This is a genomic window from Photorhabdus thracensis, assembly GCF_001010285.1.
Lineage (GTDB): Bacteria > Pseudomonadota > Gammaproteobacteria > Enterobacterales > Enterobacteriaceae > Photorhabdus > Photorhabdus temperata.
The window spans coordinates 2,698,760-2,721,078 of the sequence record NZ_CP011104.1; the positions used below are offsets into that span (position 1 = coordinate 2,698,760).

The following is a 22,319-nucleotide window of genomic DNA, read 5'->3' on the forward strand; positions in this document are numbered from 1 at the left end:
GTGTGCTGTACGCCTTTAGTAGTGACTGGGCGACAGAGGTTTTATATGACCGAGCATTGGGTTCTGTTCGCTGGCGTTGGACATATGGCGGGCGTGGTGGCGGTAAATCGGTAGAGATTGCTCGTGCGCTGGTATTGTTGGGTGCTATAGAACCAATGACGATTCTTTGTGCCCGTGAATTCCAGAACTCAATCAATGATTCTGTTCTTGCCCTGCTTGAGGCACAAATCATTGATCTTGGACTGTCCCACGTCTATAAGGTCTTAGGGACTATCCCGACGCCATCATACAGTTTAGCGGACCTTTCCCCCTGATTTAGCAGCCTTTTTCTCCACCGTTTTTTCCCACCCTGTTAAAGAACATGCCAACTGGCCCCGACGGGCACTTTCCCGATGTTAGCGCATTTTTTCCCCGACGTCAGCGCCGGGTTTCGCCCCGCTTTGCCTGCCGGAACCGGGTTTTATTGGGAACCCGTGGCGGCGGTGCAGCTTGTCTGCGCCGCTGACGCGGGTTGGCCGGGTGCGGGCTGGCGAAGCCCGCAGGTGAAGCTTTTCAGCGGGGAGCCCCCGCTCGCGGGGGCGGACGGGGCGGAGATGGCGAGTACGGGAACGAGCGAGGAGCCTGCGACTGCGAGCCGGACGCAGCCAGTGCAGCAGGGTTGGGCGGGGGCCATAAATTGCGCCAGCTTGCTGGCCTGCCTTCAGGGCGGTTGACCTTGACGGACTGACCGACAACGGTTTAAGGCGGATTTTCGCCCCGGAGCCGCCACGGACGGCGGCGACTGCGGCGGCCGGTTTTGGCTCTGGGGCTGACAGCAGCGGGTGAGCGGGCGAACCCGGTGCGCCACACTGCTCTGAGAAGCTCAACCCGGCGGCCAGCCGCGCACCGGGGCCAAGGTAACCGCGCAGCGCCCATGGGTGGGCGGTGCCGACATAATGTGCCGTTAAGCGTTGTGGGCCGTGTAGGCCCATTTCGCTTAATGCCACATTATGTTGAATGGCGGCTGACCGGCAACGATTGTCACCGAGAACGCCGATGTTCAGCGCCGGGCGGCCGGCATTTACTGCCGGGCACTCAGAAGGTGGGCAGGCAGTCTGTGCGCAGGGACGCGCGCAGTCTGCCTTTCACTGCACCCCACGCGCTCACAGGGAACCGGCTAACATTAAGATTGTCCGGCAACACAGCGCGTTCAGACCGGCTTCGGGCTGTCCGGCTTGTCACTCTCCGCCTGCTTATCGTCTGGCGTTGCCTGCTTTGACTGCCGTTCTGCCGGGTGGGTCTGCTCATGCACTTGCTTTAAGTGACCGATGGCCACCCGCGTATAGATTTGCGTCGTCTCCAGTTTCTCATGCCCCAGTATCGCCTGGATGTGCCGGGTGTCCGCGCCGTTCTCCAGCATCTGGGTTGCCATTGAGTGGCGGAACAGATGACAGGCCCCCGGTTTAGTCAGTTGCGCCTGTTTACGGATGCTGTCGGCGGCTATCCAGGTTAACGTGCCCTTTGCCAGTCCCCGGCCTTTCCTGGTGATAAACAGGTGTCCACTGTCACCCCGCCGCGTTAACTCGGGCCGGACGCTGAGCCAGCGGCTTAACCAGTGCAGCGCCTGTTCGCCGATGGGCACCACCCTATCTTTACGGCCTTTACCCTGTCTGACCAGCACCACCCCGCGCCCGAAGTCCACCTCGCTTAACAGCAGGTTGGCTACTTCCATCCGCCGGATACCGGTACTCCACAGTACTTCAAGGATAGCGCGATTTCTCAGCCCGGTTGGGGTGTTGATATCCGTTGCGGCTAAGACCGTGTGGGTTTCGTCTTCATTCATCACCTGTGCTGGCAGCCGTTTTTCTTCTCTTGGCAATACCATGTTATCCGTCGGGTTATACAGGATATGGTGACGTTGCAACAGCCAGCGGAACCACTGACGTAAGACACTCAGGCGGTCCCGCTGACTGCCCGGGCTGTAGGGCTGGCCGTTCGCTTTACGGGCGCTTCTCAGCCAGCGCTGGTAACTTTCCAGTAACGGCAGGCTGACCTGCGGTGCCGTCATCACGCCACGCGCTTCGCACCAGTTGACGAACGGCAACAGCCGCTCTTCATAGGACTCTTGTGTCCGTTCGCTTAAGCCCTGTCCTCGTACGGCTTCCAGCCAGGCGGCCAGATGCTGGCGTAAAGTGGCGAAGCGGGCTGGGATGGCGTCGGGTTGACCGTGGGTCTCCGTCACCGAGGGACGTTTTTTTCTGTCTGGTGAGGCGAGGGTTGCCGCCGGGCTGGTCGGGATAGCGTGCTGTTGCTGCAACCAGTCGAACCACAGGCGTAAGGCCCGCAGGCGTCGGCGCTGACTGTCCGGCGGGTAGGGCTGGCCGTTGGCCTTGCGGTATTGGGTCAGATACTGCTGCCAGTTTGCCAGTAACGGCCCGGTGACCTGAGCGGCGGATATTACGCCCTGTTCCTCGCACCAGCTGACGAACGGCGACAGCCGTTCATGACGGGCGGACTGGCTCTTTTGACTCGCCCCCTGCAACAGCAGGTTATCCAGATACGCCTCCAGATGCTGGCGCAGGGTCAGCCGGGCAGGTTCAGATTGACGTTTAACGGGTGATGACATGATGGGATTTCCTGTAGAGAACAGCGGTTAGTGTTATCAGTGTGTGATACATCACTACGGTACGATGGCTTGATTCTTAAGTGGCCGGAACAGTCCTTTTCTGTCTGCCCAGACTTGCGAGTCATTCAGCCCTTTGCTACTGCGGCTTGCAGCCGGTTTTGGCGAACCAGACTTGACCCCGACTTGGGGCAGACTTGACCCTGACTTGCCTTCATTTGAGCCAGACTTGCACCCGTCATATTCACGCTTTCCTTTATCCGGCTTTCGGGTTCGTTGATGAAGGGACAGTACGGTACGACGGCCTGATTTTTAGGGGGCCGGAACAGTCCTTTTCAGGCTCGCCCGACTTGCGAACCGTTCAGCCCTTTGTCACTGTGGCTTGCAGCCGGTTTTGGCGAGCCAGACTTGGCCCTGACTTGGGGCAGACTTGACCCCGACTTGCTTTCATCCGGGCCAGACTTGCATGAGTCATATACACTATTGGCAGCCTGATTTTCCGGTTCAATCAGACCGCACAGGTGGGCTTCCTCCGCTTTATCGCCATTCCAGAGCAGTTCATATTGCAACAGATGGCCGCGACTGCCGCCGTGTGTCAGCAGGTATTCCATGTCACTCAGGCGCTGACAGTGGAGTTTAAGCTGGCTGTCACTCCAGTGGGTATAACTGCGGATATCCCGGCGGGTAAAGCGGATATCTTTCACCGGGCGTTGTTGCGCTGCCGCCGTCTCTTTCACCATTTGCTGTATCAGCAGCAACAGTTTCCTTGTCTGGGGCGGCATCTCATCCAGCGTGCGGCCTAATATCTCGTGGGCCAGCCGGTTTGCTAAGCGAATATCGTCTTTGGTCACCTCGATATATTCAAGCCGTTTGCCCCGGTGTTCCGCGGTCTTCACCTCGCGCTGGTGCTGATGCAGCAGGGCGATACTTTGTATCAGGGTGAGATATTTCATGTGGTCGCGTCGGGTGCGGGTTTTATCGCTCATGAACGTTAACTGTGAGGCATAAGGGTTAACCACATTCAGCGGGCGCAACAGCCGCTGGGCGTTTTGATGCAGTTCGGTGATATATGCCTTTTCATTCTCGGCCAGTAGACCTTCCAGCGTTTGTTTATGGCGCTGCAAGGCGTGGATAGCTTCGGTCTGCTCCCGCGATTCGTTTACCGTCAGCACCAGACAGCGGTTTAACAGCTCTTCATCGACATCTATCGCGGTGGTGGTGAGCATCAGCATCACCGGCCCTTTCACCGTGTACTGTTTGGTGACCAGATTCCCGCTGGCATCGTCTTTACCGGTACTGGCAATGGTCAGTTCGCCGTCGCTTTGCAACAGTTTGAGCGCATAGGCGGCCTGCCTGACGCCTTCCTCTTCGGCAATGGCTAAGATTTTATGCTGGAGATTGGTTTCCCCCAGATAGAACAGACTCTGGCCGGTCATGGCGCTGTATTGCAGCCGTTCTTCTTCCGGTATCAGATTGAGTACCGCATCCATTAAGCTGCTTTTCCCTGCCGCCGAACTGCTTTGTATCAGCACGGCCAGCGGACGGTCCAGCTTGCGACTGACGGCGGCTAAGTAACCGGCCAGCAGGTTAGTGGATTCGCCCACCACGCCACAGGCGGCTAAGTCAACGGTGACGCGCTCACTCAGTTGGGGGTCTTGCAGCAGTGCCAGCGCCGCTGCCCGCTGGTCCTCGCTCAGTTCGGGAACCGGCGGGGTTTCAGTTTGTTCACTGACACCGGCCTGTTGACACTGTTCCAGTACCAGCAACACCTGCCCCAGTGCCCGGCGCAGGTCACCTTCGGCCAGTCCCAGTTCGGTAGCGGCCAGTCGCGCATACCCGCTCCGGCTGCGGGCGCTCATCATGTCCACGCTGTCGGCGAACATCACGCCGCTGTCGGTATCAACCACCTGAACATTGACTTTCATCACTGCCGCCCCGGCTTTCACCTGTGACAGGCCCCGGATACCCCACTGTTGTGTGCCCAGCGTGAGGGATATCTCGCCGTTAGCGCCGGTTTCCCAGACCACATTGGGCATTGACGGCAACGCAGCTATCCCGGCGGCTAAGGTGCTGACCGTTTCCGGCACCGGAACCGGCTGATGTTCAGCCAGTGCGGCCCGCTCTGTGGCGGTGGTTGTCTGTATTTCCGCCGCCGCCTGCATCGGCACGGCACTGTCGAGCAGCAACCCGAAGGCCCGTTCCGGCTCGGCGACCTGACACAGATAGCCGTTGGCGTCCATGCCTTCGGGGAACCCCACCCGGAACACGGTGAGGCCGTCGGCAGTCAGTTCGGCGGCCAGTTTTACCGCCGCCTCATTGCCTGCCGGATCGTTGTCGTAGGCGATCAAGACCTGTTTAACGCCATGCCGCCGGAACGCCTGCCGCATCTCATCGGTGAAGCCGTTCACCCCATACGCGGCGGTGACATGGCGGTGACCGGCCACCCAGAATGACAGGGCGTCGATCAACGATTCGCAGAGGATGACCGCCCCTGAACTGATCAGCGCCGGCTCATTCCATATCCCGCCATGTGCGCCGGGAAGGTACAGATGCAGTGGCGTTCCGCTGCGTAAGCGGTCGGTGATTTTGCGCCCGTAGATCTCGCGGATCTGACCGTTCGGGTCGATAACCGGTATCACCAGCGAACCGGTAAAGTGTTCGTGTCCACTGTCGCGCATAATCCCCACGGCCCGAAGACGGGCGCGGATCTGTGCGCCGGCCTGCACGGCCTTGATGGGCAGGCGATAGGCTAACGTGCGGTTGGCAAAGCCCAGTTTAAACCGGGCGACTAATTCCGGGTGGTTGAGCCGGCGTTTTTCCAGATAAGCCAGGGCTTCGGGGGCATTCAGCAGCGTATGATGGTAGAACCCGACGACCCGACTGAGCAGCGCCTGCCGTCCGGCGTCATTATCGGCCAGCATGGCCGGTTCATCCGGTTGCACCAGCGGGGCCACAGAGGGGTTATCTCCCAGTATCCCGCGCAACTGTTCCACGGCCCGGCGCAGACTTAAGCCCCTGGTTTTCATTACCCAGTCCAGCACGGAGCCGCCGGCGTCACAGCCAAAACAGTGATAGAGATTTTTTGCCGGTGAGATAACCATTGACGGGGTTTTCTCCTGATGGAACGGGCACAGCAGCACGTAATCTTTGCCGCGTTTAAAGAGCTGTCGCCCCTGTTGCTCCACCACGGCCACTAAGGAGACAGCGGCTTTCAGGTGCTGTAATTCTGCGTCGGGTATCCGTGCCATGTTGTTGACTCCTAAATCCTGTCAAGATTTAAATTGACTCTTAATTGGATTTATTTATAATCCTTTTAGGAGTTACTTGCAACCCCTAATTCAGACAAGCCCTTACACTAACGGAGTCACTATGCAAACAGAGTTTTTGATTATGCAAAATGCTGAACTCCGCAAAGAATTTGGGGTACGTCTCAAGGCGCTACGTAAGCAGAAGGGATGGCCTCAGAAAGAACTGGCTGGGAAAGTTGAGATCCGTTTTCAACAACTGAACAAGTACGAGAGCGGACTTAACATACCTCCCGCTGAGATGATGGTTAAGCTGGCTGATGTGTTAGGGGTCACGGTGGATTATCTGCTGACAGGCAATCCTGTTGAAGATTCACCGTTGGCTAACTCTCGATTATTTAGGCGTTTTCAGGTTCTGGAACAACTGGCACAGGAAGATCAGGAAACAGTTATCAAGATCATTGATGCCATGATTGCCAAGCAACGTATGGAGTCTGCATTGCTGCCCGTTGATGAACCGGAGGGATAAAAATAGCGCGGCGCTGATGTGTTGAGACCACACCAACGCCGCTCACCACAAGCAACTAAAAGAGGTAGTTACTATGGCTAAGGCGCATTCTAGGCAAAACCGTGCCGTAAATAAAGCAACAAAAACAGAGCGTTTTTATACCGTGGGATACGTGCCGCAAAATAACAAGGCCACCGCCCCACCTGCGATACACCTTAAAGGTCAGTGGCTCAAGGCGGCCGGATTCGATAAGGGTTGCACCCTGACCGTGAAGATTATGGAGGGCTGTCTGGTGCTGATCCCTGACAGTGACGACACCCGCACCATCCGGCAACAGTACCAGCGCCAGCAAGACCAGCTCAGTGACATTAAGCTGCGGATGCGGGAGCTGATTGGGGATTACAACAGCAACTAAGGGCAGGGACTGAGCGGCTCTAAAAAAAGAAAGCCGGAAGATCATGGGATCTTTCCGGCTTTTTAATAGAACTATATTACAGTATGTTATATAAACTATGTAATACGTTGTTGATATCTATCTATAGCTTGAGATTTGACAAAATCACTTGGGTCGCTCTCTGACATTTCTTTTAAGATAGAAATAGGTAATCCCTTGTTATACGTTAGCCTTGCTCTAATTCCCTCATCAGGATCTTTTGATAGAGATAAGTAAATATCCATATCCAACGGATATTTAGCTGCAATAGCATCCCTGACAATTGGATTATCATCTTTAGAAAGGGCAACTATAATTTCTTTCGGTATAGTTTTATTTCTTGCAACCCAAACCCTCATGTCTGGTTTTTTTTCAATGAGTTCTTTCCAAATTAAGAGAGGTGCCTCATCTACTCCGGCTCTCATATATTCAGCGGGAATATTACTGTTCCTTAATCTTACGAATTCCTCAATTGTATGAATCATAAGCAATCTCATCTAACAGATACACTTTTACAACCTTTCTTAGGTATGGTTTTGCCTGTATTTCCTTTATGTTTTTCAGGCATAAATTGGCCATCTTTATCAGCATCAGCAATCCATTCTAAAGAAGTTGAAGTTTCTCTATATACTTTATAAGCAGATCCACCATGGCCTGTTGTATCTTTCGACCACCATAGCCCTGTCTTACTATCTTTATAATATTTTTCTTTAAACGGGCCACCTTGTAAAACAGCTGATGTTCTCTCCCCGTCTATTTGCCAGCCATTCAATCCCCAAGGATCAATCCAACTCATCGGATTAGGGGCATACTGATACAGGTTTATTCCGCCCGCTAACCCTATAGGATCGGGCGTTATGAACCGACCTATTTCAGGGGCATAAAATCGATAAGTATTAAAATGCAGCCCCGTCTCTTTGTCAAAGTATTGTCCTGCATAGCGCAGGTTTTGTCGGAAGCCAAAGCCCTTCGATGACAGGGCTGGATCAGTGAAGTAAGCCAGCGGCGGGCCATCCAGTTCACCAAAAACGTTATATTTCCCCGCCCACGCAATTTTGCCGTCCTCGTCCGTCACTTCCAGCGGCGCTCCGTTGATATCGGTGTGATACCAGAAGTAGTCGTGTATGGTTCCTCTCGTGACGATGCTGGCCAGCGGGGTGTAGCTGTCATGGGATTCGTAACAGTAGGTCTGCGTTTCGCCGCTTTTCCCATCACGCTCCTGCAACAGTCGCAGACCATGCCAGACAAAATCGGTTTGTTCATAACGCGCCAGTCCATCAATCCCGATCTTCACCACCTTGCGGATACGCCGCCCAAGGGCATCATAATGATAACGCGCCGTGGTGTTGCCGATTACCGCCACGGTCAGGCGGTTGTCGCCATCATAGCGGTAATCCTGGGTTTCGCGCATTCTGCCCTCCCGGCGGGTTATGTTGCCGTGTGGGTCATGTTCATAGCGCCATTCTCGCCAGTGGTTCAGGCGGTCGCCCTGCGGCTCCATCGCCTTAGAAAATCCCCGCTCTTCCGCCTCACGCTTGAGTATCGCCTGCGGTTGCTCCAGCAGGTTATCCGCCCGGTCATACCATAACATATCATTATAAGCGCTGCCCCAATGCGTCACTTTTTTCAGGCGGCTTTCGGAGTCATAAAGATATTCGATCGTGCCCCGGTAATGATCTTCCATCACCTGCAATTCGTCCTGGGGATCGTAGAGCCACGCCCGCCACGGCTTACCCTCGCTGAGATAGGGCAGTGGCTCGGCATCGGCCTGTGTCAACGGCAGGCTGTACTGGCGGGTACAGCGCCCCAGGGGATCATAATCGCGCAGCTGAAACAGCCCGCCCTGCGTGCGCCGTGTTTCTCGATGCAGCCGGTCGCGCTCAAATTCAGTAATGAGTTTCTGTTCATGCCGGATCGCACTCAGATGGCCGGAACCGTAGTAAAGCCAGCTTAAAGTGCCGCCCTGCGGCAATGTGAGAGCGGTCAGGTTATCCAGTTCGTCATAGCTGAACTGGAGGCAGTCGTCGCCGGTCTGCTCCCGAATGACCCGCCCCTGCGCGTCATAGCCAAAACGCACGGTGTTGGGCTCTATTCCCAGTTGTTTACCGTTGTCGTTCGGTTCACGACTGGCCTCCAGTAGCCTGCCCATGTTGTCCCACCGGTACTGATAAGTGTCCGTGTAGGTTTCCCGCTGAATCAACTGACCGGCCGCATCATAATGCTGGTGTACCCGACGTTCCGGGTACTGGAACACGCGGTCACCCATGCGCCGTTCGGTGCTCAACAAGCCCGCCGCGTTGTATTCGTACCGGATTAAGGTGTCGTCGGGACGGATTTCTTCGATTAAGCGCCCTTCGGCATCACGATTCAGCAAATAGCGGCCATCGTTGGCATTCTCAATTTTCACCAGATGCCCTTCAGGGCTGTACTGATAGCGAATTTGACGTTGCAGACGGTCTGTCGCACAGACCACCTGACCTGATGCATTGTATTCCCAGAAGCGGGGCGCATTCTCATTGCGCTGGTGATGGATAAGCTGACCCGCGCTGTCCCATGCCATGTGTTCCGTGGAGTCATCAGGATAGGTGATGAGGATTAACTGGCCGTTATCGTTATAGTCATAACTGACCGTTTCCATTAGCGCGTTGGTAAAGCGGCTCAGTCGGTTCTCATCGTCGTAGCGCCATGTGCTGCTTTGGTCGGAACAGTCGGTGTGGCGAATCAACTGCCCCTGACCATTCCACATAAAACGGCTTTCCCCGCCTTTGGCATCCGTGACTTTGTAGGGACGTACCGTATTATTAAAGCCGTAGTGATAACGGGTGGTTTGCTTCAGTGGCGAGGTTTCACTCACCAGCCGCCCAAATTCATCGTAAGCCAATGCCGTTTCGGTGCCATCCGGCCAGAAGATAAAGGTGAGCCGGTCGGTATCATTCTGGTACTGCCAGCCGGTCTGGTTGCCGTTAGCATCAGTGAAACTTAGCTGGCGGCCGTGTTTGTCCCATTCACTCAGGCGGGTGTGGCCGTCCGCATCGGTGTAGCCGTTCGGCAGGCCAAATTCATCCCACAGAATATGGTGCTCGGTGCCGTTGCGGTCGAGGCAGTGAATGATGTGGTGCGCGTCGTTGAGGCGCCAAACCGTGCGGGTGCCGTCGTGCCAGTGTGCCGTGCGGGTGGCGTTCTCATTATCGTATTCCAGCCGATAGCCCGCCCCTTCACTGGTTTGCTGAGCAACCACACGCCACAGCTCTTCTTCAGTCTGCTCCCACTTATAATCACAGCGCAGGCCGCGCACGTCCTGATGCCATGCCATCACGCCGTGCTCTGTCCAGCCGAATTGTCGCTGGAGAGCGTCGTTACGATGGCTGACCCCCGTCAGTTGGGTGTTTTCATTATAATGGTAGCGGCAAAGTTGAATACGATGGCCGTCGTGCAGTTCGCGCCAGACGGCGGTAAGACGGGAGACAGTTTGGTTATCGTTTTCCATCATCACGTAATCGCAGTGCAGGTTAAGCCCGCCACTGCCCGTGATAGTGACCAGCTGATGCTGTTCGTTGTAATGGAAGCGCTGTTCGTTGCCGACATTATCGCGGATGTGGCTCAGGCAGCTGATGCCCTCGTCATCGAACACAGCATAGTGATAAACCAATTCGCCTGCGTCACGGATTTCCCAGGTGTTTTCCGGCGTGTGTACCAGGTTGCTTTGGGCATCAGGGCAGAAACAGCTATGTCCTGCCGGCACATCAGGAAATGGCACGATATCCCCGGCAGGAGAACGCCAAAGTAATCCGCCTTCCACGCGCGTGAGATGGCTTTCCCAGAACAGGTTCCAGCCCTGACCCAGTACACTGTCATACTGATAACGGCTCAGGTAGCTACGCTGCCAGTAGAGCGGCAGTTCAGCGTCAAAAACGAAGTCCAGCTCATCCTCATCGTTCAGGAATTTCTGACCGGCAATGACTTCCACCGGGTTCATAAGAATCCCCGCGACAGGAATAGCCACGGCAAGCGCCCCCAGCCGACAGGTGATTTTGCGGATTTTATCCGCGCCCGGTACCTTGCTGAACAGCTTCTGCAACGCTCCGGGGCCTTTAGCTGCTGCACCACCAAAACTGATTAACCCGGACGCAAACATCGTTAAATCGGAAACGGTATACGCCCATTTGGGGATTTCCGGCGCAATGTTTGCCGTCTGCGCCGTCCCGCCGCCGATGAAGACATTAGACGAACCAGTCATTACTGCCGCATCACAGACCGTTTTGTCTCCCACCCGCACCGCCGGATAGCCATTGATGAAAACGGAAGCAGAGCCTTCCGCCATCTGGCGAAGGCCATCCTCTTTACTGCACTCCACCTGACTCCGCGTCGCGATGGCGGCGGGTTTGCCGTTGATAAAGACATTGGGGGAGCCCCGGGTGATTTCCCCGCTGGGACTTCGCGATGAGGCTCCCTGAGAGACGCAGGCGTCACGCGCCATGTCGCCTAAATATCCTGCCGCCATGCCCACCACAATGGCGGCGCCTATCAGCAAAACGCCCACCCCGATACAGGATGTGGCCAATCCGGCGACAAAGAGGGCCCCCGTGAGCATGCCCCCGGCGGCTGAAATTAATGAACCGATGACGGTGCCTGCAACCAATCCCGCCATGGCGCTGGAATGGCCTATCGTGTCTCCGAGCCGTGCGGCTTCTGGCATCGCGCCCCCTCCCTAGAAGTGGAAACTGTTCAGGCAGTCATCCAGCCACTGCCGTTGAGCATCGGTGAACGCCTGTTGGGATGACAGGGTGAAAATCAGCGTTTTTTTCTCGTCCAGCAGGAATACCGCCTGATATTGATAAACTTGTTGCCCCTTTTTGGGCCGATAACGGGAGAGCAACGCCGTGCCTTGCAGCAGGTTATCGCCCAGCGTTGCGGGCTGTTCTTCCAATAATTGCCAGTCGCGCAGACCGTTTTTCAGCAGACCTTTCTGACGGGTGAGGTAACTGGAGAGATCTTCGCCTTCGACTAACTGATCACGCGAGATATTCAGCGCGGGTGCATCGGGAGCGATAATGATGTTTACGGTCTGTTCCTGATAGCCTTCCGGTAACAGAATGCTGCCTTCAGTGAACCGACAACGGGGGCAATTGTCCATCTTTCTTTAGTCTTATTTGATCATTAAGTGATGTTATTAATACATTAAGCATGCTTGTCAGAATTGATAATCCTTATTGAACAGAGGCGAGAGGTATCACCTTCTCAGTCATCAATAAAGATACATAATCAATAATGTTATCCGCTTAATATTCAGGCAAAAGAATATAACAAAAAATCTGCTATGTCTTGATTGTTAGGAGAATTAATACCCAATCAATTTAATAAAATGTGATTTGCATCACAAAAAAACACCAATAATCTCACTAAAAACCAATCTTAATTAGCTAAATAACTAAAATTTTATTAAATAAATTTATCTTGCTCGGTTTATAGACCTTGCATTAATCACCAAATAAATTTAACTCTATATTTTTTATGATATTAAACAAAATCAGCTCTATTTAAGAATGGTCGGTTTAGAGACGCACAGATTCAGACTCGTTTTTTTGGGTTGAAATATGTAGGCAATCAAATGTGACTGCTCCCCGCCGTAAAAAACGGCGAGGCTTCCCACTTCTCAGGCCGCAACCGTCTTTATGACGGATTTACACTGGCCTCCGTGGGCAGAAACGACGAGTCCCGCCGCCTGTAATGCTGTTATGCCCTTGCGCTGGATGTTGAGCGCCGCATTGATATCGCGATCATGTTCGACTCGGCAGAAAGGGCATTGCCAGAGCCGCTTATGCAGCGGCATTTCCGGCATTTTGTAACCGCAGCAATGACAGGTTTTCGAACTGGCGAACCACTGATCCAGTTTGACCAGATGGACGCCCGCTGCTGCGGCTTTGTATTCCAGTTTCTTGATGAAACCATGCCAGCCCGCATCCCCGATAGCGCGGGCAATGCGGTGATTCTTCATCATGTTGGCCGATTTTAGTGTCTCAACAATGAGCGCTTGGTTTTCGTCAACCATTGTCCGAGAGAGTTTGTGTTGAAAATCGGTGCGGGCATTGGCTACCCGCTCATGGACTGCCGCCAGACGTAATCGGGCCTTGCTACGGTTAGCACTGCCCTTTTGTTTGCGGGACAGCGATTTCTGCTTTCGACGCAGGTTACGGGTGGCGTTGATAAGGTGACGCGGGTTATTGACCTTCTCCCCATTCGACTCAATAAGATAGTGGGACAAACCCATATCGCAACCGGTCACGCGGGTGATAACGCCCGGCTTTTCCCGCGCATCCCGACCATCGTCACACAGGATAGCGGCGAAATATTTTCCCGTGGCGGTGCGAGAGAGCGTAATACTCTTCACCTCCCCTTCAATTTTTCTGTGTATGCACGCTTCTATCGGTGACAATTTCGGGAGCTTCACCGCACCCTCCAGCACTTTCACCCCAACACAGTGATAGCTCGATTGCTTGCCCTGTTTGCGTTTGAACGTGGGAAATTGGGCGCGCAACTTCGGATTGAAGAAATTATCAAACGCAGTATGCAGATTGAGCACCGCCTGCTGTAACGCGATAGCATCATATGCCTTGAGCCAGGCGTACTTGCGGGATTTCTTCGCGACCGCCAGGAGCGGTTTGAGGTCTTTGCGCGGATTTAAACTCACGCCGTGACGTTTGTAAGCCTGCTTTTTAATGTGCAGCGCCTTGTTGTACGCAAAACGGACCGCACCGAACTGGCCATTAAGATACTCGGCCTGTTCGGGTGTGGGGTAGAGGCGGACTTTGGTCGCTCTTAACATATTCAGCGCTCATTGATAAAGTGCATTCATTTTAGCCTGTTTTACCGGCAGATATCAATTCAGTCAGGAGACGTCGCAGTAGCCCGCCTTAAAGCCCTTTGGGCTTTTCGCCTGATATCCCCGCCCGCACTGGGCAAGGGTTTACGGCGGTTTTTGCTAAGTAGTAACTAATGGACACCGACCTATGCAAGTATGGTTTTTTATTTTTTCTGACAACGTAGTCGCAAACATATATTCGGATAATGTTCTGTCCGGCTCAAATCTGTCAGATATCCGTCAACCACGGCCTTTTCTGGCAACTGTAGCTCGCTGTCTGGTTGCTAACGACTACCGCCGGAGAAAACTATCTGCAATATATAAACTCCATACCAGAAACGACCACGCCTTCTATAGAAAGTAGATTGGTTACATTTGAACAGCTTGAAAAACTGGATATCACTCTTGATAAACTACGCAACCGGGTAAAACAAGCTTTTCTGCTGGTACAATTACAAGGTCTGCGTTACAGCGAAATAGCTGATCAGCTTCAGGTTTCTTCCAGTTCAGTAAAACAGTATTTGCAACAAGCCCATAACAAATGTAAAGAATTTCAATTTTTCATTTAAAATCCGCCAAGCCGTGCTACATTCGCAATTGATTTCATAATGAAATCATATATAAAGTGAATTATTTTAATTTACCTATAATTGGATATTATGGAGAAAATTATGCGACACGGAATTACCGCTGCAATCCTACTTTGCTGCTCTGCCAGCGCTTTTGCAACAACACCACAAATCATCGCTCACCGTGCTGGCACAGGTGATGCACCTGAAAATACAGAATATGCAATTTCCAAGTCCTTAGAGAACAAAGCGGATGCCATCTGGATAACTGTTCAGCTTTCAAAAGATGGTATTCCTGTGCTCTATCGTCCATCAGATCTGAATAGCTTAACCAATGAAAGTGGGCCTGTTTCTGCCTATAACGCAAATCAGTTGACCAAATTTGATGCCGGTTACAAATTTGGCTCTGATAATAATCATCCATTCCGCAATAAAGGGTTAGGCATCCCAACACTGGAACAAGTCTTAAAAAAATACCCAGAGACTTTCTTCTATATTGATCTGAAATCACCAGATGCTGATCCAGCACAGCAAGCCAAAGCGCTGGAAAAAGTATTGACCGAGCAGAAAGCTCTGGCACGTACCCGTTTCTATTCCACTGATGAAAAATACCTTAACGCGTTGCCAAAAATGATTCAGCGCTTCGAAAGCCGTGATAAAACCCGCACCATGCTGGCGAATATTACAATGGCTCACCAATGCGATATTCCTGAAAACACAGACGCTGCTCGCTGGTATGGTTTGGAAATGCGCCGTAATGTAGAAGTTGTTGAAAAATATACTCTTGGCGAAGCGCGCTCTAAATCAGTATTGTTATGGGATAAGGAAGCAATGAAGTGTTTCCGTGCTAAAGGTGGCGCAAACATCATTTTATTTGGCATCAAAACCAAAGAAGATTTCAAACAGGCTAAAGAGCTTGGTGCCGATGGTGTGCTGGTAGATTCACCCAAGCTATTCAGTACCTTTAAAACAAAATAAGATTTTTAGCAATTGCCCCGTAAACCGTCGCCCAATCGGGCGACGACATAAGGGGAGCTAACTAGGGGTTTCCTGCGATCTGACATAGGTTTTCAACGTTTCAATCGTTGCGCCGCCTGCACTACATGCAAAATAAGAACGTGACCATAGTGCACTGATTTTTGACTGACGAGATAAATGCGTATTTAAAATTCTGACATGGCGGCTGCTGATAAAAAAGCCTTATCCCGAAAGAAAAAAGGAAGTGCTAACCGGGCGAAAGCGCGGTAACAGGTACCAAGCGCCATGAACACGTTGCCAACGCCAGAGCCGATTTTCAGCATAAGCTTTCCCGTACACTGATTGACGAAAACCAAGCGATCAGTGGTACGCCAGTTTCAGAAGGTGTCATTGTTGTGTTTTCCAGGTTCAAAATGAGATTTTTAATAATCAATCGCCAATTTCTTTAAACGTGAGATCAATGTCGTTGGGTTCATTCCCAACAATTTTGCTGCGCCGTCATCACCAAAAATTTTCCCTTTGCATTGTTTAACCGCAAGAGTGAGATTTTTAATTTCCAACTCTTTCAGCTGTTGCATGGTCAGCACGCCTTCGATTTGTTGAAGTTCATTGTAAATATTCTGACACGTAGTTTCATTTTGCTGTTGATCTTGTTCCAACAAATATTTAAAGGAGACAGCGCCCTGTTTTGCGGTAATGAGTGCGCGTTCAATGACATTTTGTAGCTCACGGATATTGCCAGGCCAGTCATATTGCTGTAATCCCAAAATATGCTTTTGTGAAAATGGTAGATAATTAATTTTACGCTTGTCACAAATCAACTTAGTAAAATGTGTAATCAACAGTGGAATATCTTCTTTACGGTCACGTAAAGCAGGGGCATAAATCGGGAATACATTTAAACGGAAATACAGGTCTTCACGAAAGCGTTTATGTTTGACTTCTTCTTTTAAATTGCGGTTGGTGGCGGCAATAATCCGCACATCCACATGCCGCGTTTTTTCTTCACCGACTCGCTCAAAGGTTCCTTCTTGCAACACACGCAGCAGTTTACTTTGTAGCTCGATAGGAATTTCGCCAATTTCATCTAAAAACAGTGTGCCCTGGTCTGCCAATTCAAAACGTCCGACACGGTCACGCACAGCCCCAGTAAATGCACCTTTGACATGTCCGAAAAATTCACTTTCAAACAGTTCCGAAGGAATAGCGGCACAGTTAACCCGAATAAGTGGTTGCTGTTTACGGTGACTGGATTGGTGAATAGCACGGGCAACCAGTTCTTTGCCTGTACCTGATTCACCATAAATCATCACGTTGGCATCAGTTGAGGCGACCACCTCGATTTTTTCAATAATCTGTAAAATGGATGCACTACTGCCAATAATTTCATGATATTGATTTTCTTGTAAAATTTCTTCTTGCAGATATTCATTTTGCTGTTCCAGGCGGCTTTTTAAATCTTGCAGCTCTTCAAGGGCATAGGTCAGTTGTTTTTCGGTATTCAGCCGATCGGTAATATCACGGAACACCACTACCGCGCCAATAATTTCACCGTGGCGAATCACTGGGGTGCTGGTAAATTCCACTGGAAAGCAACTGCCATCACGGCGCCAAAAAATTTCCTGAATACCTTCATGTACAATACCATCATGTACCGCCGCATAAATCGGGCACTCTTCTTCAGGATAAGGTTCACCATTTTCATGGGTATGGTGATGAATCTGATGGATATTGTTACCCAGTGTATCTTCAGGTTGCAGCCCCAACATTTTAGCCCCGACAGGGTTAATAAAGGTACATAAGCCTTGTTTGTTGATACTGTAAATACCATCACCGACTGAACTCAGCAATAAATGCTTGCCTGTGTCAGAGTCAATAAACAGTTCTTGCAAGGCTTGCTGTTCTTTTAAACCTGTGCTGATGACGTTATCGGCATTTTTATTGAGTTGGCGCAGTGCTAAATCTTTGACATCCATTAACGACCATATCAGCAAGGTTTTATTTTTATGGGGCAATGAAATGGAAGTAATATCCAACTGAATTTTTTCACCATTTTTATCAAAGGTATACAGCTCATTATTCCAAGCCCAACCTTTTGCTAAAGCGCCTTCGGTAAATGCCATAAGGTATGGCAGTTGTCTAAAATGACCAAAAATGGAAGTTACTGTTTTTTGAATAATTTCATGACGTTCATAGCGTAATAGTTTAGTGGCGCTGATATTCACATCAATAAATCGGTTCTGATATGGGTCCAGCACAATTAATGCCTGTGACGTGTGTTCAAACACCAACGGGCGAATCGAATCTTCAGAAACGACCCAGTCAGAGATAAAGTCAGTTGTATTCATACTATGAATTTTCATAATTTAAGTTATGGAATTTCATAATACTACGAAAAATCGTAACTTCCCAGCAGTTCAATTTATCTCCACAAAAATATTTTTATAAAAATTAAATGTTATTTTTCAATTTGATAGAAATTAACCTCCGCTAAAAAGTATAACTTGGCACAGCTCTCGCATTAATACAGTCAGACTAGACTACATGTTGGTTCATTCCCAAATAACATTGAACTAGGAGGCGGCTATGCCAAACATTGATATCGAACAATATAAAGATGGCGATTTTCTCGTTGATTATGAAGAAAAAGTGTTTGAGGACGTCAAAGCCCAGCCGGGTGAAAAAGCATTGGTGACTTTCCATACCGTTGCATTTGAGGGATCAATTGGACTGCTCAATGTGTTACAGGCAAAGCGTTTATTGCGTAAAGGCTTTGAAACCAAAATCTTGCTTTATGGCCCAGGCGTGCAGTTGGGTGTACAACGCGGTTTTCCAACTTTAGGGGCAGAAGCTTTTCCGGGTCATCTGGCCGTCAATAATCAGTTGAAAGCCTTTATGGCAGAAGGTGGCGAAGTCTATGCCTGCCGTTTTGCGTTGCAAGCGATGTATGGTCAAACCGAAAAAGCGCTTATTCCAGGGATTCGTCCTATTAATCCATTAGATGTGATGGACTTAAAACTGCTGATGCGTCGTGACAATGCCTTAATCATTGATACTTGGACTGTCTGAGTAAACATAAACTATAAGGGGATAAGGTTATGAACAGAATCGTTAAAGCTGCCGCAGTGCAATGTAGTCCAGTGCTTTATAGTCAAGCCGCAACGGTAAAAAAAATCTGTGACATTATTTTAGAGCTTGGAAAACAAGGAGTGCAATTTGCTGTTTTTCCTGAAACCGTCGTGCCTTATTACCCTTATTTTTCCTTCGTACAACCGCCATTCGCCACGGGTAAAGAACATTTAAAGCTGTTGAATGAATCAGTGGTTGTACCTTCCGAAGCAACCTTAGCGATTGGGCAAGCCTGTCTTGAGGCCAGCATGGTAGTGTCGATTGGCATTAATGAACGTGCGGGCAGTACGATTTATAACGCCCAACTGTTATTTGATACCGATGGTTCAATCATTCAGCATCGACGCAAAATTACCCCAACTTACCATGAACGAATGGTGTGGGGGCAAGGTGATGGCAGTGGTTTACGTGCCATTAATTCTGCGGTGGGACGTATTGGTTCGCTGGCATGTTGGGAACATTACAACCCGTTGGCCCGTTTTTCTTTAATGGCAGATGGTGAGCAAATTCATGCTTCCATGTTTCCTGGTTCGTTGGTAGGACAAGTGTTTGCCGATCAAATCAACGCAACCATTCAACACCATGCTTTAGAGTCTGGCTGTTTTGTGGTCAATGCCACCGCATGGCTGCATCCCGAACAGCAACAGCAAATTATGCAGGATACCGGCTGTGATATCGGTCCAATTTCAGGCGGATGTTTTACCGCCATCGTTTCTCCCGAAGGCAAGTTCCTGGCTAAACCGATCACGCAAGGTGAAGGTTATTGCATTGCCGATCTGGATTTCAATCTGATTGATAAACGCAAACGCATGATGGATTCAATTGGACATTACAGTCGCCCTGAATTGCTCAGTTTATTGATTGATCGTCGTCCAACACATATATTACACGAACTGAAAGTTGAACCATCAGATCAAAGTTATCTCGAAAAGTTCTCAAAACTTAATGAAGAACATGCCGAAACCGTATTGATGTAAACCCAATCGATAGGGGGGTTAAAGATGTCAGCAATACAACTATTAACCGATTTGCAATGTAATGGTCTGAAATGGGAAGGCAAGTTTGGCTTGTCCCGTAAAGGTGGCGCAGGGCCAAGCGATCATAAAGCACTGAGCCTTGACGGACAGACCATGATGATTCCTGTGCTGAACCTTGCAGCACAAGACTCTCCCTATACCGCAAGGCCTGAACCGCACTCCGACAAGGTGATTGTCTTTAAAAACCGGATCCCTGTGGCGACCTTAACCGCACCTGCACGACCCCGTTTTTATGATTTAAAAACCGCCGAAGGCATTGCCTATGAACAAATTGCGACCTTACATAGCCATGATGTGTTGGCGACAACGGTGTTACAGCATTGTATTCGAATGAAGGACAAGGCAACTGCATGCCAATTTTGCTCGATTGATCAGTCGTTAAAAGAGGGTCGAACCTTGATCCGTAAGCGCCCGGATCAATTGGCGGAGGTCGCGAAAGCCGCCGTTGAACTGGATGGCGTCAAGCAAATGGTGATCACCACAGGTACGCCAAATACGGGAGATCGTGGGGCAAAAATTTTATACGACTCAGTTAAAGCGATTAAGGCGCAAGTCGATTTGCCGATACAGGTACAGTGCGAACCACCCGATGATTTTGCCTGGTTTCAACGTTTAAAAGATGCAGGAGCTGTGTCGATTGGGATGCACCTTGAGGCGGTGACCGAGCGTGTACGGCAGAAAATTATGCCGGGTAAAGCCGAAGTATCGTTGGAAAAATATTTTGCGGCATTTGAGGCAGCCGTTGCGGTGTTCGGTCGGGGGCAAGTCAGTACCTACATTTTGGCAGGTTTAGGCGACACCGAACAGGAAATCGTGGAGATGACCGCCAAACTGACTGAAATGGGGGTGTATCCATTTGTCGTGCCGTTTGTGCCGATTCAAGGTACGCCATTAGAGCATCATCCTAAACCTGATCACGCTTTTATGCAGTCGCTTTATCCGAAAATTGGACAGCAACTTAAACAGCAGGGTCTGAACTCGGAAAATACTCAAGCAGGCTGTGCCAAATGTGGCGCTTGCTCTTCGCTGAAAGCGTATGAATAAGGAGAATGTGATATGGAACGTTCTCACGATCCTTGGCTGCTTGAGCCAAATAAAGAGCTGAAACCATTTATTAGCGATGACATTACCATCAAAATTGTGTCGGAAGATTGGGAGCGTCACCAATATTATCGTTTGCGTGAAGTAACCTTTCGCGATGAACAGAAAATCTTGCAAGAAGATCGTGACAAGCACGATGTTGAAGCATTAGGCATTGTTGCCATTGGAAAAATGTTTGGTGAGCATGACCGTGTAATTGGTGCAGTGCGAATTTTCCCTGATGGCGAACAGACGTGGTATGGCGGGCGTTTATGCGTAGAACCTTTATATCGACGTCACCATATCATTGGTAAAGCATTAATCAATACCGCGGTATCGACCGCCAAAAACCTAGGATGCCGTACCTTTTTAGCCACCGTGCAAAGTCAAAATGAACGCTATTTCCAAAGGTTATGTTGGGATAGTTTGTGTCAGCTGACCGTTGACAACATTCCACATGTGCTGATGCAGGCACAGATTGAAAACTATCCGTTACAGCATATCCCGATGCAAGCCTATATGCAGAAGGAGACGCGATGATGGCACTCAATCAACTACTTGAAATGTTAAAACATACACCCGCTATGCAGTCCAAGCAGACGATTGCTCAGACGGTTTCAGTCAATACACCTTGCCATGTGGATTCATTGGATAGCTTATATGCCTGTCCCGGAGATGATACGGCGGCACTGCCGCTAAATGGTCAATATGTATTGCACGCCTGTGAAGGAATGCTACCCAGTTTTGTGACCAATCATCCTTATTTTGCCGGATGGTCAGCGGTGATGGCGAATATCAGTGATATTGCCGCAATGGGTGGCCGGGCATTGTCCGTGGTGAATAGTTTTTGGCATACCAGTAGCGAACATGCCCGGTTGTTAATGCAAGGTATGCAGGATGCTTGTCGTGCTTATGATGTGCCATTGATCGGTGGACATACTAATCTTGGCGTCGTTTATCAGCCCACTTTATCCGTTGCGATTCAAGGCATAGCGCGAAAACTGCTCTCGGTGTTGCATGTCAAACCACAACAAAAAATTCTGATTGCGTTAAATCTGCGAGGGCAATTCCACGCCAATACCACTTATTGGAAATGCTTTGAGCGGGTGCCTGACCGCATTTTACAGTCACAAATTGCCTTGTTGCCGCAATTAGCAGAGGCAAATCTGGTTCATGCCGCCCGTGATATTAGCAATGCCGGCATTTTAGGCAGTTTGTTGATGCTGCTCGAAGCTACAGCATCGGGGGCGCATATCAACTTAGATGCCATTCCTAAACCTGATAATGTGGACTGGTTTAAATGGCTGCAAATTTTCCCCAGTTTTGGTTTTTTACTGACTGCCGATGCAAATGAATGTGAAAAAATTATCGGGCTGTTTCACCGTCAGGGCATTGCCTGCTCGGTGATTGGTGAAACCAATGTCAGTGGTGCGGTTGCCGTGCAGCAACAACAGCAATACGACATATTTTGGGATTTCAACAGCCAAATGTTTACCGGTTTTTGTTATGCCGATGTTTTAACAAAGTTACAGGCTCAATCCGTACAGATTGAAGCTAAAAGTCAGCAGGAGTCTATGTTATGCCCAGTGTGAATTTTACTGTGAAATGGCCTGATGGGGAGCTGATGCAATATTACTCACCCTCAACGGTGATTTATGAATATCTGTCCATTGGTCAGCGTTACCCAAGTACGCAGTTCTTGCATCAGGTTGAAAATGGCCTGAATGCCGCATCGGAAAGGGTACAGGTACGTCATGGCTTTGCCTGTAGTTCGGCCATGGACACTCTGGCAATGATCAAACGCCAAGCCAAATTCTTCAGGCTAAGTCCGGCAGATCAAATTGAAGTTATTGAAATGACTAATCAATGAGAGAGGTGT

Annotated in this window: 20 protein-coding genes and 2 pseudogenes; 14 read left to right on the forward strand and 8 right to left on the reverse strand. The window is 50.3% G+C overall.

The genetic code is table 11. The annotated features are described in order from the left end of the window. Positions 1–2: 2 nt before the first annotated feature. From VY86_RS11690 to VY86_RS24745, 3 genes are all read left to right on the forward strand, one after another. Positions 3–314, forward strand: a complete 312-nt coding sequence (locus VY86_RS11690; RefSeq protein WP_046975061.1) for a phage terminase large subunit — start codon at positions 3–5, stop codon at positions 312–314. A gap of 47 nt (positions 315–361) precedes the next feature. Further along, complete coding sequence (locus VY86_RS24740) at positions 362–505, forward strand: hypothetical protein (RefSeq protein WP_158019888.1); 144 nt, start codon at positions 362–364, stop codon at positions 503–505. Positions 506–796: 291 nt separating this feature from the next. Further along, complete coding sequence (locus VY86_RS24745) at positions 797–1,258, forward strand: hypothetical protein (protein ID WP_158019899.1); 462 nt, start codon at positions 797–799, stop codon at positions 1,256–1,258. On the opposite strand, the gene xerC is transcribed toward VY86_RS24745, so the two are convergent. After that, on the reverse strand, positions 1,190–2,191 hold the full coding sequence (gene xerC, locus VY86_RS11700) for a site-specific tyrosine recombinase XerC (protein WP_046976652.1): 1,002 nt from the start codon (positions 2,189–2,191) through the stop codon (positions 1,190–1,192). The two genes, VY86_RS24745 and xerC, sit on opposite strands and share 69 nt — an antisense overlap. A gap of 746 nt (positions 2,192–2,937) precedes the next feature. Beyond that, a complete protein-coding gene (locus tag VY86_RS11705; protein WP_046973911.1) occupies positions 2,938–5,850 on the reverse strand; it encodes a CHC2 zinc finger domain-containing protein in 2,913 nt (970 codons plus the stop codon). Positions 5,851–5,971: 121 nt separating this feature from the next. Here VY86_RS11705 and VY86_RS11710 point away from each other — a divergent pair, with 121 nt between their 5' ends. Together VY86_RS11710 and VY86_RS11715 are read left to right on the forward strand one after the other, a co-directional pair. Beyond that, entirely contained in the window at positions 5,972–6,376 is a 405-nt protein-coding gene (locus VY86_RS11710; RefSeq protein ID WP_046973910.1) for a helix-turn-helix domain-containing protein, read from the forward strand. A 73-nt stretch (positions 6,377–6,449) separates the two neighbouring features. After that, the gene (locus VY86_RS11715; RefSeq protein WP_046973909.1) at positions 6,450–6,770 is read left to right on the forward strand and encodes a SymE family type I addiction module toxin; all 321 of its coding nucleotides are present in this window, start codon (positions 6,450–6,452) and stop codon (positions 6,768–6,770) included. A 95-nt stretch (positions 6,771–6,865) separates the two neighbouring features. Here the strand turns inward: VY86_RS11715 and VY86_RS11720 are convergent, their stop codons facing one another. From VY86_RS11720 to VY86_RS11735, 4 genes are all read right to left on the reverse strand, one after another. Beyond that, positions 6,866–7,273, reverse strand: a complete 408-nt coding sequence (locus VY86_RS11720; RefSeq protein WP_046973908.1) for a hypothetical protein — start codon at positions 7,271–7,273, stop codon at positions 6,866–6,868. Positions 7,274–7,281: 8 nt separating this feature from the next. After that, complete coding sequence (locus VY86_RS11725) at positions 7,282–11,484, reverse strand: RHS repeat-associated core domain-containing protein (RefSeq protein WP_238591458.1); 4,203 nt, start codon at positions 11,482–11,484, stop codon at positions 7,282–7,284. A 12-nt stretch (positions 11,485–11,496) separates the two neighbouring features. Further along, the gene (locus tag VY86_RS11730; RefSeq protein ID WP_046975062.1) at positions 11,497–11,922 is read right to left on the reverse strand and encodes a DcrB-related protein; all 426 of its coding nucleotides are present in this window, start codon (positions 11,920–11,922) and stop codon (positions 11,497–11,499) included. 519 nt (positions 11,923–12,441) lie between these two features. After that, a complete protein-coding gene (locus tag VY86_RS11735) occupies positions 12,442–13,611 on the reverse strand; it encodes an RNA-guided endonuclease InsQ/TnpB family protein (RefSeq protein ID WP_046975063.1) in 1,170 nt (389 codons plus the stop codon). A 317-nt stretch (positions 13,612–13,928) separates the two neighbouring features. On the opposite strand from VY86_RS11735, the gene VY86_RS24140 reads away from it, so the two are divergent. After that, positions 13,929–14,216 carry a sigma factor-like helix-turn-helix DNA-binding protein gene (locus VY86_RS24140; RefSeq protein ID WP_228940341.1) on the forward strand — a complete coding sequence of 96 codons (288 nt, stop codon included), beginning with the start codon at positions 13,929–13,931 and terminating at the stop codon, positions 14,214–14,216. Positions 14,217–14,318: 102 nt separating this feature from the next. Beyond that, entirely contained in the window at positions 14,319–15,194 is an 876-nt protein-coding gene (locus VY86_RS11745) for a glycerophosphodiester phosphodiesterase family protein (RefSeq protein WP_046975064.1), read from the forward strand. 57 nt (positions 15,195–15,251) lie between these two features. On the opposite strand, the pseudogene VY86_RS23415 reads toward VY86_RS11745, so the two are convergent. Beyond that, positions 15,252–15,407 (reverse strand): annotated as a pseudogene (locus VY86_RS23415) (transposase); the annotation flags it as partial. Between VY86_RS23415 and VY86_RS24750 the strand changes: the two are divergent. Then, positions 15,408–15,556 (forward strand): annotated as a pseudogene (locus VY86_RS24750) (transposase); the annotation flags it as partial. It abuts the pseudogene before it with no gap. Positions 15,557–15,616: 60 nt separating this feature from the next. On the opposite strand, the gene VY86_RS11750 reads toward VY86_RS24750, so the two are convergent. Then, positions 15,617–17,542: a sigma 54-interacting transcriptional regulator gene (locus tag VY86_RS11750; protein WP_202967580.1), complete on the reverse strand. Its 1,926-nt coding sequence runs from the start codon at positions 17,540–17,542 to the stop codon at positions 15,617–15,619. A 238-nt stretch (positions 17,543–17,780) separates the two neighbouring features. On the opposite strand from VY86_RS11750, the gene VY86_RS11755 reads away from it, so the two are divergent. From VY86_RS11755 to VY86_RS11780, 6 genes are read left to right on the forward strand one after another with little or no spacing between them, the layout of a single operon-like run. Continuing rightward, a complete protein-coding gene (locus VY86_RS11755; RefSeq protein ID WP_021326334.1) occupies positions 17,781–18,263 on the forward strand; it encodes an MSMEG_0572/Sll0783 family nitrogen starvation response protein in 483 nt (160 codons plus the stop codon). A gap of 29 nt (positions 18,264–18,292) precedes the next feature. Continuing rightward, positions 18,293–19,300 (forward strand): Nit6803 family nitrilase, encoded by a 1,008-nt coding sequence (locus tag VY86_RS11760; RefSeq protein ID WP_046975066.1) that lies wholly within the window; start codon positions 18,293–18,295, stop codon positions 19,298–19,300. Positions 19,301–19,324: 24 nt separating this feature from the next. After that, complete coding sequence (locus tag VY86_RS11765; protein WP_046975067.1) at positions 19,325–20,404, forward strand: MSMEG_0568 family radical SAM protein; 1,080 nt, start codon at positions 19,325–19,327, stop codon at positions 20,402–20,404. A 12-nt stretch (positions 20,405–20,416) separates the two neighbouring features. Further along, positions 20,417–20,980, forward strand: coding sequence for an MSMEG_0567/Sll0786 family nitrogen starvation N-acetyltransferase (locus tag VY86_RS11770; protein ID WP_046975068.1), 564 nt, complete (start codon positions 20,417–20,419; stop codon positions 20,978–20,980). Continuing rightward, positions 20,977–22,032 carry a sll0787 family AIR synthase-like protein gene (locus VY86_RS11775; RefSeq protein ID WP_046975069.1) on the forward strand — a complete coding sequence of 352 codons (1,056 nt, stop codon included), beginning with the start codon at positions 20,977–20,979 and terminating at the stop codon, positions 22,030–22,032. The genes VY86_RS11770 and VY86_RS11775 overlap by 4 nt, the downstream gene beginning before the upstream one ends. Beyond that, positions 22,020–22,310 carry an MSMEG_0570 family nitrogen starvation response protein gene (locus VY86_RS11780; RefSeq protein ID WP_046975070.1) on the forward strand — a complete coding sequence of 97 codons (291 nt, stop codon included), beginning with the start codon at positions 22,020–22,022 and terminating at the stop codon, positions 22,308–22,310. Before VY86_RS11775 ends, VY86_RS11780 begins: the two co-directional genes overlap by 13 nt. Positions 22,311–22,319 lie beyond the last annotated feature (9 nt).